Genomic DNA, 12,382 nt, shown 5'->3' on the forward strand with positions numbered 1-12,382 from the left:
CCTTCGGGGACATGCGGTCGATGACGGCGCGCGGATGGCCGCGGGCCGCGGTCAGGCCAGCCCCAGCCGCTCCGCCGCCGCGTCGGCGTCGACCGGGACGGCGACGGGCTGCGGGGCGCCGGCGACCGCCCAGTCGGGGTCCTTGAGCCCGTTGCCGGTGACCGTGCAGACGATGCGCTGGCCGGCGTCGACCAGCCCCAGCTCCGCGGCCTGCAGCAGCCCCGCGACGCTCGCCGCCGAGGCCGGCTCGACGAAGACGCCCTCCTGCGCCGCGAGCAGCTTGTACGCCCGCAGGATCTGCCGGTCCGTGACCGCCTCGATGTGCCCGCCGGACTCGTCCCGCGCCCGCTCGGCCAGCTCCCACGAGGCCGGGTTGCCGATGCGGATGGCGGTGGCCAGCGTGCTCGGCTCCTTCACCGGCTCGCCGCGCACGATCGGGGCCGCGCCGGCGGCCTGGTAGCCCCACATCCGGGGGGTGCGGGTGGCGGGGCCGTCCTCGCGGTACTCGCGGTAGCCCTTCCAGTACGAGGTGATGTTGCCGGCGTTGCCGACCGGCAGGACGTGGATGTCCGGCGCGTCGCCGAGCGCGTCCACGACCTCGAAGGCGGCGGTCTTCTGGCCCTCGATGCGCGCCGGGTTGACGGAGTTCACCAGCGCCACCGGGTACTTCTCGCTGAGCGCGCGGGCCAGCGTCAGGCAGTCGTCGAAGTTGCCGTCGACCTGGAGGATCCGCGCCCCGTGCACGAGCGCCTGGCCCATCTTGCCCAGCGCGATCTTGCCCTGCGGCACCAGCACCGCGCAGGTCAGCCCGGCCCGTACCGCGTAGGCGGCCGCGGAGGCCGAGGTGTTGCCGGTGGAGGCGCAGATGACGGCCCGGGCCCCGGACTCCTTCGCCTGGGAGATCGCCATCGTCATGCCGCGGTCCTTGAACGACCCGGTGGGGTTGGCGCCCTCCACCTTCAGGTGCACGTCGCAACCGGTGCGCTCGGTCAGCACCTGGGCCGGCACCAGCGGGGTCCCGCCCTCGCGGAGCGTCACGACCGGGGTCGCCGCGCCGACCGGCAGCCGGTCGCGGTACTCCTCGATGACGCCCCGCCACTGGGGTGCCGGCCGCGCGGCGGAGCCGCTCATGTCGCGTCGGGGTTCGTCGATCACTGCGTCCATCTCCTGCGTCACTCTCCTTCGACCCGCATGATGCTCGCCACGCCGCGTACGGTCTCCAGCCGCCGCAGCGCCTCGACCGTGGCCGCCAGCGCGGCGTCCGTCGCCCGGTGCGTGACCACCACGAGCGACGCCTCGCCGTCCTTGCCCTGCTGGCGGACCGTGTCGATGGACACGTCGTGCTCGGCGAAGACCGCGGCCACATGGGCGAGCACGCCCGCCCGGTCGGCCACGTCCAGGCTGATGTGGTACCGCGTGACGACGCCGCCCGGCGGCGCCACCGGCAGCTGCGCGTACGCGCTCTCGCCCGGCCCGCTGCCGCCGCTGAGCCGGTGCCGGCAGACCGCGACCAGGTCGCCGAGCACGGCGCTGGCGGTGGGCGCGCCGCCGGCGCCCGGGCCGTAGAACATCAGCTGCCCGGCCGCGGCGGCCTCGACGAAGACGGCGTTGTACGCCTCGCGGACGGAGGCCAGCGGGTGCGTCAGCGGGATCATCGCCGGGTGCACCCGGGCGGTCACGGACCTGCCGTCGGGCGTGCGCTCGCAGATGGCCAGCAGTTTGACCGTGCAGCCCATGCGGGCCGCGGCCGCCATGTCGGCGGCGGTGATCTCGGTGATGCCCTGGCGGTGCACGTCGTCGAAGCGGACCCGGGTGTGGAAGGCGATGCCGGCGAGGATCGCGGCCTTGGCGGCGGCGTCGTAGCCCTCGACGTCGGCGGTGGGGTCGGCCTCGGCGTAGCCGAGGGCGGTGGCCTCCTCCAGCGCCTCGGCGTAGCCGGCGCCGGAGGTGTCCATGCGGTCGAGGATGAAGTTGGTGGTGCCGTTGAGGATGCCGATCACCCGGTCGACCCGGTCCCCGGCGAGGGACTCGCGCAGCGGGCGGACGAGCGGGATGGCGCCGGCGACGGCGGCCTCGTAGTAGAGGTCGACGCCGCGGCTGTCGGCGGCGGCGTGGAGGCTGGGGCCGTCCTCGGCGAGGAGTGCCTTGTTGCCGGTGACGACGCTGGCGCCGTGCGCGAAGGCGGTGGTGAGGAGCGTACGGGCCGGCTCCAGGCCGCCGATCAGCTCGATGACGACGTCGATGTCCCCCCGCTTGACCAGCGCCGTGGCGTCCGTGGTGACCAGCTCGTCCGGGATCCCCGGCCGGTCCACCCCCGTGCGCCGCACCGCGACGCCCGCCAGCTCAACCGGCGCGCCGATCCGGGCGGCGAGGTCGGCGGCGTTCGCCGTCATGAGGCGGGCGACCTCGGAGCCGACGGACCCGCAGCCCAGGAGCGCCACCTTCAGCGGACGCCTCTCGCTCATATGACCTCGTTCCTCACGTGCACCAACGGGGGCGATTCCAGTCTCACGCAGCGGCGGGCGATTGCGACGCCCTGTCCGGATGCCGAGACGTACGGTTTACGGCTTGAGATATGGGCCCGCGGCTCAGCCGACGTCGAGCCGCAGCAGGTCCGCCTCCGTCTCGCGCCGCACGATCTCCCGCGCCGCACCGTCCGCCACGGCCACCACCGGCGGGCGCAGCACGTGGTTGTAGTTGCTCGCCATGGAGCGGCAGTACGCCCCGGTGGCCGGGACCGCGATCAGGTCGCCGGCCGCCAGGTCCGCGGGCAGGTAGGCGTCCCGTACGACGATGTCGCCGGACTCGCAGTGCTTGCCGACGACCCGCGCGAGCATCGGCTCGGCGGTGGACGCGCGGGAGGCCAGCGCCACCGAGTACTCGGCGTCGTAGAGCGCGGTGCGGATGTTGTCCGACATGCCGCCGTCCACGCTCACGTACGTGCGCAGCCCCGCCAGCTCCTTGACCGTGCCGACCTCGTAGAGCGTGAAGGCGGTCGGGCCGGCGATCGCGCGGCCCGGCTCGACGGACAGCCGCGGCATCGTCAGCCCCGCGGCGGTGCACTCGCGGGCGACGATGTCGCGCAGCGCTTTGGCGATCTCGTACGGCTCGCGCGGGTCGTCCTCGGGGGTGTACGCGATGCCGAGGCCGCCGCCGAGGTCGATCTCGGGCAGCTCCACCCCGTGCTCGTCGCGGATCTCGGTGAGCAGCCCGACGACGCGGCGGGCGGAGACCTCGAAGCCGGCCATGTCGAAGATCTGCGAGCCGATGTGGCTGTGGATGCCGACCAGCTCCAGCGCGTCCAGCCGCAGCACCCGCCGCACCGCCTCGGCCGCCTGGCCGTCGGCGAGCGCGAGGCCGAACTTCTGGTCCTCGTGGGCGGTGGCGATGAACTCGTGGGTGTGCGCCTCGACGCCGACCGTCACCCGGATCTGCACCCGCTGGCGCCTGCCGAGGCGCTCGGCGGCGTGCGCGACGCGGACGATCTCCTGGTACGAGTCGAGCACGATCCGCCCGACGCCGGCCTCGACGGCCCGTTCGATCTCGCCCGGGCTCTTGTTGTTGCCGTGCATCGCGATCCGCTCGGCCGGCATGCCGGCGGCCAGCGCGGTGGCCAGCTCGCCGCCGGAGCAGACGTCGAGGTTCAGCCCCTCCTCGCGCAGCCAGCGGACGACGGCGCGGGAGAGGAACGCCTTGCCGGCGTAGAAGACGTCGGCGCCCTCGAAGGCGTCGGTCCAGGCGCGGCAGCGGGCGCGGAAGTCCTCCTCGTCGAGGAAGTACGCGGGGGTGCCGAACTCCTCGGCGAGCCGGGTCACGGGCAGCCCGCCGACGGTGACGACGCCGTCGGCGCCGCGCGCGACGGTGCGGGCCCACACGTGCGGGTCGAGGCCGTTGAGGTCGGCGGGCGGGGCGGCGTAGTGCCCTTCGGGCAGCACGTCGCCGTGCCGGGGGCCGGCGGGGTGGGCGGATCGGCTCACGGCGGGGTACTCCTTCGGTGGTGCGGGGGTCGGTGATGCGGGTCGGGGACGTCGGTTGTCCTGCGGGGCCTCAGAGGTGCTCGGGGGCCCGGATGCCGAGCAGGCCGAGGCCGTTGCGGAGGGCCACGCCGGCGGCGGCGGCCTGGCGCAGCCGGGCCCGGGGGCCGGCGGCGCGGTCCTCGTCGCCGGCGGGCAGGGCGGGGTGGGCCGCCTCGGCACCGAGGAAGGCGCCGGCCAGGACGTCGAGGTGCCGGGCGAGCCGGTCGGGCGCGCGGCGGCGGGCGGCGGTCTCCACGACGGCGGGGAGTTCGCCGATGGCGGCGCGGAGGGCGCCGTCGGTGCGAGTGTGCCGTACGGCCCCGGCCGGGGGCGCGGCGGGTGGGCCGCCCAGGCCGAGGTCGGCGCCGGCCCGGGCGAGGGCGGCGGTGCGGGAGTGGGCGTACTGGATACGGAACAGGGGGTTGGACTCGCGCCGTACGAGCAGCTCGGGACCGAGCCGCGGCCGCTGGCCGGCGGGCGTGCGCAGGAAGGCCCACCGGACGGCGTCGCAGGGGTAGGGCCCGGTCCCGTCCGCCGGCGGGACGGCCCGTACGCGGACGGCTTCGCCGTGACCGGCATCGTTGAGGGAGGCGCCGGCGGCGGCGAGGAGCCGCCGGAGCACACCGGCGAGCACGGCCGCCCGGAGGTGCCCGTCGGCGACGAGGTGGCAGGAGACCCCGCGCAGCGACGTCCCGCCCCCGAACCGCCCGCCGCCCGCGAGCGCCGCCTCGACGGGGTCCCCGCTCCCCCGCAGGGTGATGTTGAGGAACCCGGGCCCGCTGACGGTCACGTCGGCGATGCCGGGCTGGGCGGCGAGGCGTTCCCGCAGGAACGCGGCGACGTCCAGCGGGTCGCGCCCGGCGGCGCGGGCGAGCTGCAGGGCGGCGTTGGTGGCGTAGTCCCCCCGCCCCCCGGGCCGCGGCCGCTCCACGACGACACGCGCCGGCACGGGTGCGCCGAACTCACCCACCGCGGCGGATCGCACCGTACGCAAGACGGTGCCGGTGAGCTCTGCGGGGTCCACGGAACCAGCGTATGGGAGGCACGGGGGAGGCAGGCGAACCCTTTTACCGGACTCGTCCCCGACTCAGCACACGGGAGACCCGGCGGGCTCCGCGTCGTCGGCGGAGTCCCCGGCCAGCCTCTCCCCCACCCGCTCGGAAGCCCGCCGCGCCGCCAGCCGCCGCACGACCCGCACCAGCTCAACCGGCTCGAAGGGCTTGGCCACGAACGCGTCCACCCCGGCCGCCCGCCCGGCCTCGACCTCCAGCTGATCGCACCCGCTGACCACCGCTATCGGCAGCTCCCGCGTCCGCGGATCGGCCCGCAGCCGGGCCGCGGTCCGCAGCCCGTCGAGCCGGGGCATCACGATGTCGAGCGTCACCACATCGGGACGCACCCGGTGGACGGCTTCCAGACACTCGGCACCATCGGCCGCGGTCACGACCTCGAAGCCCTCTAGTTCGAGATTGACCCTGATCAGCTGCCGGATCACCTTGTTGTCATCGACCACAAGGACCCGACCGGACAAGCCAGGCACAAGGGAAAGCGTAGGCGCGCCCGCCCCCCTACGTCCGGCTTTTGGACACTTCCGCCCCTGACCTGCACACACACCCCGCCCCCCACCCCCCAAACCCGGTACCCGACCACCCCCGCGAAGCTGGTAGGGTTCTACCCGTCACCGCACCACCACGCGGAGACCCGCCCCCGTAGCTCAGGGGATAGAGCAACGGCCTCCGGAGCCGTGTGCGCAGGTTCGAATCCTGCCGGGGGCACCGGGAATCAAGGCGCTGACCAGCCTAAACGCTGGTCAGCGCATTTCTTGTGCATGCAAAAAGTGCAACGGCCCAGCAACTTGAGCGCTCACTCTTCCAACGCTCCGAGCTGGGCCTTCGCGGCGCTGGCCGGGCGGAATCCGAGATGTCCGATCCCATGAGATCGTCGAGCACGGGACATGCGCGGGACAGACGAGCCGCAAGGCGGGATTCTCCGCGTTTCACTTTCTTCCCCGGGCCCTCTGTCGCCACCGCCCAGATGTACCGAGCCTGCGCCTCGGAGCACTGTCCGAAGCCCTCATCCCCACGCGCTTGCGTCGCGCCTCGGCGCCCTGGGCATGGCCCATGCAGCGCTTTCGCGGTGAACTGCCTGGAGTGGCGCGTGACATCGACGATCCCAGGGAAGACCGACGTGACTCCCTCAGCGGCTTCCCGGTCCGATTCGCGATCCGGCTGCCATTGCCGGTCTCGGCTGTGTCGTCTGCCATGGCCCGGGACCGCCCACGGTGATCGCAGGGAGTAGGTGCCACTGCTCAACTACTGCGAACCGGAGAGCACGCTCGGCGCCTTCGCCCCCGGCGACGGCGCCGCGTGGCGACATTACCGGGCGCGTACGTCCATCAGCGCGAAGCCGAGCAGGTTCAGCCCCCGCCACGGCTCCGGATCCTCGACGTGGTCGTCGGTCGCCGCCATGCCGATGCCCCAGACACGGTCCACGGGGCTCGCCTCCACCAGCACCCGGTCACCGGTGCCGCGGAGGTACGCCCCGAGATCTTCGTGCTGGCCGAACTTGGCCGCGTTGCCCCGTACCACGAGGTCGTAGCGGTGTGCCTCCCACACCGCCTCGTCGAACCCCCGCACCTTCCGGCCCTCGGCCTTGGCCTCCCCCGGGTGGCGGGCCGCGACGATGCGCTCCGCGGCCGCGGCGTCGCCGAACAGCCGCGCCTTGGCGGCCATCATCCAGTGCCCGCGGGCCGGCGCCGTGGAGCTTCGGATCGCGATCGCGCAGCCAGCCAAGAAGAAGCCAAGGGCGATCAGCGACAATTCCCCCCACAGACCCCGCCCGCGGAGCTGGGGCGTCGGCAATCTCCCCGAGAAGAAACGGAGATGAGCGAGGATGAGGCGTCTCACGAGGATGTCTGCGTAATGCGCGCGACTCACCACCTCGACACCGTTCCCATCGTCGAGCGCGATTACCAGCTACGTCTGCTGGACGTCGCCGCCGACTCCTGCCGAAACGGTGCCGGTGGCCTCCTCGTCATCGAAGGGGGCTTCGGTAGCGGGAAGACCTCCCTCCTCCGGGCCGCCCAAGAGCGCGCCGCCGACGCCGGGTTCACCGTTCTCCGCGCGCGCTGCAGTGAATTCGAGAGTGCTTTCCCGTACGGGATCGTCCGCCAGCTTTTCGAGCCGTATTTCGCGACCGCCTCGGCCGAAGCCCGCGCCGCGGCCGTCGACGGGCCCGCCGCGCTCGCCTCGCCGCTGTTCGACCACCGGCATCCCGTCGCGCACGGCGACATTGCGCGGCGGCAGCACGAGGCGATCCTGCGCGGGCTGCACTGGATGCTCGTCAACATGAGCAGACGCAGCCCCGTGCTGCTGCTCCTCGACGATCTGCACTGGGCGGACGCCGCGTCGCTGCGCTTTCTCCAGTACGTCGAGAGCCGGCTCAAGCGCCTTCCCGTGCTGTGCGTCGCCGCCACCTCCTCCGTCGACTGCGGCGGGCATTCCGACATCGCCGACGCGTTACGCGGTGCGTCCGGGGTGCGCTCCGTTCCGGTGGGCGTCCTCAGCGAGAAGGCCGTGGCAGAGGTCATCGGTGCAGTGCTGGACGGGGAGCCGGACCCGGGGGTGGCGTACACGGCCCGGCTGGTCACCGGCGGGAATCCCGGTCTGCTCTACGAACTCGTCAGCGAACTGCGGCACGCCCCTGGGCCGGGGGTGCCGTGGGATCCCGGGCTCGTGGCCAGGGCCGGGCCCCGGCAGGTCGCCAGGGCCGTGCAGCGGTGGGTGGGGCACGTACCGCAGGAGCACAGGGAAGGGGCCCGGCGCCTCACCGACGTGCTTGCCGTGGTGGGCGGTTCCGCCGGGCACCGCGAGCTTGCCGACGTCACAGGGCTCACCCTGCGGGAGGCCAGGGAGGCGGTCGGCGTGCTCACCGACATCGGCGTTGTCGAGCCCGGTGTCCCGCCCCGCTTCGCCCACCCCATCGTGCGCAACGCCGTATACGCCCACATGCCAAGCGCGTGCCGCTACCGCACGCACGCCGGCGTGGCGCAGGCGCTCGCCCGCGGCGGTGCCCCGCCGGAGAAGGTCGCCGAGCATCTGCTGCACCTCCCGCCCGCCCGCCCAGCCGCGGACGGCGGCGCGGGCGCCGCGCAGCCGCCCGACCGGCCCGCGATCGCCGCGCTGCCCGACGGCGCGAGCGCGGCCGATGAGGCGCGGCTGGCGGAGGAGGCGCGGCTGGCGGAGGAGGCGCGGCTGGCGGAGGAGGCGCGGCGGCGCGGCCCGCGCGGCGGCGCGGCGGAGGGCGACGCCCTCGCCCCCGGCCTGATCGCGCTGTGCCTGTCCTGTTCCGGGCGCCGTCCCGAGGCCGCGGCCGTCCTCGACGACGCCGTCCGGCGCGCCGAGGCGCTGGGACTGGTGCCGGCCTCCCGCGATCTGCGGTCCCTGCGGGCGTTCGTGCAGCTCGGCCGGGGCATGCTGGCGGAAGCCGACACCGACGCCACGGTCGCACTCAGCGACGCCGACCCGCACGACGCGACCGTCCTCGGCCGGCCCTTCGCCGTGTACGCGCTCACCGAGGTTCTCCTGCTACGGAACCAGACCAGCGCCGCGACCGCCGCGTTCGCACGCCATGGAACGCCGGGCGGCGTCGCACCCGCTCCACATCACGCGCTGTCCCTGCCGCTGACGGCAGCCCGCGGGCGGCTGCGCCTCGCCCGGGGCGACACGGCCGCCGGCGCCCTCGACCTGCTGGGTGTCCACGAGGTGCTGGCCGACCGCGGTGTCCGCTCCCCCGCGTTCGACTCGGGGGTACGGGCCGTGCAGGCGCTCACCGCGCTCGGCAGGTCCGACGAGGCCCACGCCCTCGCCGGGGAGCGGCTGCGCGCCGCGCGCGCCTTCGGCGACCCCCGCGCCCTCGCGTGCGCCCTGGCCGCCCGCGCGTCCACCCTGGGCGGTGACCCGGCACTCGCGCTGCTGACCGAGGCGGTGGAGCACGTCGAGGGCACCGGCGCGGTCGTCGACGAGTGCGAGATCCTCGTACAGCTCGGTGCCGGACTCCGGGCGGCCGGCCGTACCGCACAGGCCCGCCGCACGCTGGGCGACGCCATCGAGGTCGCCGACTCCGCCGGCCTCACCGCGCTCGGCAAGCGGGCCCGGCGGGAGCTGTCCGCGATGGGCGTGCGCGTACGCCGGGCCGTGCGCACCGGCGTCGCGGGGCTGACCCCCCGCGAGCACCGCGTCTCGCTGCTGGCGGTGGAGGGCAAGAGCAACCGGCAGATCGCCCGCATCCTCTTCGTCACGGTGAAGACGGTCGAGTGGCATCTGAGCCAGGTCTACCGGAAGCTCGGGATCGCCTCGCGGCGAGAACTCGGCGCCGCCCTCGCGGGCGGCTGACGACGCACCCCGACGCCGGCCCCTGACGCCGGCCCCGGAGCCTCAGGCGGCCGTGGCACGCTGCCGGGCCAGCGCCTTCGGCAGCTCGTGCCGTGACGTGATGCCCAGCTTCCGGTAGGCCCGGCTGAGGTGCCACTCCACGGTCTTGACGGTGACGAAGAGGGTCTGCGCGATGTCCCGGTTGCGGATGCCCTCCGCCGCCAGGGCCGCCACCCGCCGTTCCTGGGAGGTGAGGGCACCGGCGCCCGCCTCGGTGACGCGGACCCGTATCCCCATCGCCGACAGCTCGGACCTGGCGGCCGTCACCAGCCCCCACGCCCCGCAGCGCCGGGCCACAGCCAGGCCGTTGTTCAGGGTCCGCCTGGCCCGCGCCCACCGCTCGCACCGGCGCAGGCCCGCCCCGAGGTCGACGAGCACCGTGGCGTAGTCGAGCCGCGCTTCGGAGTCGGCGAGCATCTCGGCGGCCTCCTCCAGGTACCGCACCGCCGAGCCGGGCGCCGCCGTCAGGCCGCGGGCGCGGAGCCCGGCGGCGATCACCCGCCGGGAGGCGAAGGCCCGTGCGCGCGGAAGCACCCGCTCGGTCATGGCGCGGGCCGCCTCCGTGCGGCCCGCGCGGCTGAGCAGGACGGCGGCGTCCAGGGTCTGCAGGAGAGTGGCGTCGCGCAGGCCCCAGTCCTCCATGAGCCTGCTCCCGTGGAGAATGTCCTCGACGGCGGTGTCGGTGTCGCCGAGGGCGCCGTGCAGACGGCCGCGGGCGAACAGCACGGGAACGTAGATCGCCGACCGCCGCGTCGACGCGCTGAAGTCGTGGGTGCGTACGACCGCCGCCGCGGCGTCCAGCTCGTGGCGCGCCGTCAGCACGCTGGTCAGCGCGCCGACGGCGAACACCGCCATGGGGCTGCGCAGTCCGGCGCCGTCGACCCGGTCCGGCACGTGTCGCGCATCCGTCTCCGCCTCGGCCAGCCGGCCGCGCTGGTACCGGACCCAGGCGCGCACGGCGCGGTAGGAGTCGGCGGCGATCGAGGCGCCGGTCCCCTCCGCGTCCGCGAGCGCGTGGGTGAGCAGCTGCTCCGCGTCTCCCAGCAGGTCACAGCAGACGAGGACGGCGGCGACCCGGCACCAGAGCTGCGCGGACACCTCGTGGTCGTACGACGCGACGCCGTCGGCGAACACCTCCGCGAGGGCCTTCTCGGTCAGTTCGCCGATCCGGGACGCGGGCTCCCCGCGGCGCAGGGCCGCGGCCGGTTCTTCGAGGGCGAGAAGCCGGGCCGCCCCCGGGCCCACGGCGTCGGTACGCGCCAGCTCGCTCAGCCGCTGCGTCGCGACGGACCGCAGGTGGGATGCCTGTCGCGCGGCGACGACGAGCGCGGTGTCCAGCCGGTCGCCGAGGGTCTCGTCGAGGTCGACGACCTCCTTGCGCAGCTGTTGGAGAAGGGTGACGGCCTCCTCCACCCGGTCGGCGGCCACGAGTCCCTGCGCGAGGTCGAGCCCGATCGTGCCGCGCTCCACGGGGTCCGCGCTCAGCTCCATCGCCTGGCCGAGGTGGTCCACGGCGGCGGCCATCCGGGCGCGCAGCTCCGCCCTGCCCAGTTCGGCGAGCACGGTCACCTCGTCCCCGGGCGCGGGCGGCTCCTGGACCGCGCGGGTCAGATACGTCACGGCCGCGGTCGGCCGGTCGTCGGCGATCGCCTGCCGGGCCGCTCTGCGCAGCAGGGCGACCGCGTCCCGGTTCCCGGCGACGTCGGCGTGCAACAGGTGCCGGGCGACGTCGTCCACGGGGGCGGCGGCCGCGGCGAGGACGTGCGCCGCGCGCGCATGGACCGCGTTCTGCCTGGTGGCCGGCAGGCTGTGGTAGAGCGCGGCCCGGACGATGGGGTAGAGGAAGCGCGGCGGCAGGTCCGGCTGGAGCAGCCCGGCGTCCACGAGCGCCCCCAGCGCCCCGGCGACGGATCCCGGGTCGATGCCGGCGACCCCGCTGGCGTACGTGAGACCGGGTTCGGTCCCCAGCACGGCCATGGCCTCGACGAGGGCGACGGCCGGCGCCGGCAGCGCACGCAGCCGGCGCCGCAAGCCGTGCACGACCCGGGGCGGAGCGAGGCCGGGCACGAGGGCCCCGAGCTGATCGACGAACTGACCGCCGTCCGGCGGGTCGGCGGCGGCCAGTTCGTCGATCAGCTCGCGGAGGAAGAAGGGGGTGCCGCCGGTCGCCTGGTGACACGCGTCCACGAGTGCGGTACCGGCCCGTTCGCCCAGCCGCCTGCCGAGCCAGGCCCTGACCCCCGCCGCACTGAGCGGAGCGAGGCGGAGCAACTCCGCCGCCGGCAGGCTGGCGACGGTGTGGGCACCGCTGCCCCAGGGCCCCCGCTGCGCCGGATCCGTGGTGACGCCGAGCAGGATCGGCTGGCTGTCCAGCCGGGTGGCGAGGTAGTGCAGGAAGCGGAGCGACGGGGCGTCACCCCACCAGACGTCGTCGAGCAGCAGCGCCAGGGGCCGGCGTTCCGCGAGGTGGACGCACATCCAGTAGAGGCCGTTCAGGAGTACGTGCTGCCGGTCGCCGGAGTAGAGCGCGGGGTCCGGGCCCGCGGGGGCGTCCTGGGGCCCGTACTCGAAGAGCCGGAGCGCCGGGCCCGCCGGACCACGGAACACCCGGCGCCGCTCCTCGGGGGCTGTCGACGCCAGCCAGCACTCGAAGAGCTGACGCACGACGCCGTACGGGAATCCCCCCTCCGACTCGTCGCTCCTGGCCTGCAGGACGCGGCAGCCCGCCGCCTCCGACCGATGCCGCAGGGCGGCGAGCAGGGCGGTCTTGCCCAGCCCCGGAGCGCCTTCGACCAGGAGCAGTTGCCCGGCTCCGCGCCGGCTTCGCGTGACCGCGCTGTCGAGGACCGCGAGTTCGTGGTCCCGCTCGATCAACGGCACGTCTGCTGCGCGCATGAAGTCCTTCCCCCGTCGGTGACGCGTTGTCGGTGCGGT

General features: G+C 74.7%; 7 protein-coding genes, 1 tRNA gene and 1 pseudogene. 2 read left to right on the plus strand and 7 right to left on the minus strand.

The window, feature by feature from the left end:
* Positions 1–51: 51 nt before the first annotated feature.
* The 5 genes from thrC to ABD317_RS04405 all read right to left on the minus strand — a co-directional run bounded on the left by thrC (position 52) and on the right by ABD317_RS04405 (position 5,556).
* The gene (gene thrC / locus ABD317_RS04385) at positions 52–1,131 is read right to left on the minus strand and encodes a threonine synthase (protein WP_344288040.1); all 1,080 of its coding nucleotides are present in this window, start codon (positions 1,129–1,131) and stop codon (positions 52–54) included.
* A gap of 41 nt (positions 1,132–1,172) precedes the next feature.
* Positions 1,173–2,465 (minus strand): homoserine dehydrogenase, encoded by a 1,293-nt coding sequence (locus ABD317_RS04390; RefSeq protein WP_344287999.1) that lies wholly within the window; start codon positions 2,463–2,465, stop codon positions 1,173–1,175.
* A gap of 123 nt (positions 2,466–2,588) precedes the next feature.
* Positions 2,589–3,977, minus strand: a complete 1,389-nt coding sequence (gene lysA, locus ABD317_RS04395; protein WP_344288000.1) for a diaminopimelate decarboxylase — start codon at positions 3,975–3,977, stop codon at positions 2,589–2,591.
* A gap of 70 nt (positions 3,978–4,047) precedes the next feature.
* The gene (locus ABD317_RS04400) at positions 4,048–5,040 is read right to left on the minus strand and encodes a DALR anticodon-binding domain-containing protein (RefSeq protein ID WP_344288001.1); all 993 of its coding nucleotides are present in this window, start codon (positions 5,038–5,040) and stop codon (positions 4,048–4,050) included.
* A 63-nt stretch (positions 5,041–5,103) separates the two neighbouring features.
* Positions 5,104–5,556: a response regulator gene (locus ABD317_RS04405; protein ID WP_078627747.1), complete on the minus strand. Its 453-nt coding sequence runs from the start codon at positions 5,554–5,556 to the stop codon at positions 5,104–5,106.
* 163 nt (positions 5,557–5,719) lie between these two features.
* Here ABD317_RS04405 and ABD317_RS04410 point away from each other — a divergent pair.
* Positions 5,720–5,791, plus strand: a tRNA-Arg gene (locus ABD317_RS04410).
* A gap of 600 nt (positions 5,792–6,391) precedes the next feature.
* Here ABD317_RS04410 and ybiA read toward each other — a convergent pair.
* A pseudogene (gene ybiA, locus ABD317_RS04415) lies at positions 6,392–6,757 on the minus strand (riboflavin biosynthesis intermediates N-glycosidase); the annotation flags it as partial.
* A gap of 180 nt (positions 6,758–6,937) precedes the next feature.
* Between ybiA and ABD317_RS04420 the strand changes: the two are divergent.
* On the plus strand, positions 6,938–9,409 hold the full coding sequence (locus tag ABD317_RS04420) for an AAA family ATPase (protein ID WP_344288002.1): 2,472 nt from the start codon (positions 6,938–6,940) through the stop codon (positions 9,407–9,409).
* A gap of 42 nt (positions 9,410–9,451) precedes the next feature.
* Here the strand turns inward: ABD317_RS04420 and ABD317_RS04425 are convergent, their stop codons facing one another.
* A complete protein-coding gene (locus tag ABD317_RS04425; protein WP_344288004.1) occupies positions 9,452–12,343 on the minus strand; it encodes a helix-turn-helix transcriptional regulator in 2,892 nt (963 codons plus the stop codon).
* Between the last annotated feature and the right edge of the window lie 39 nt (positions 12,344–12,382).

Origin of the sequence: Streptomyces synnematoformans, assembly GCF_039531005.1 — a bacterium.
GTDB lineage: Bacteria > Actinomycetota > Actinomycetes > Streptomycetales > Streptomycetaceae > Streptomyces > Streptomyces synnematoformans.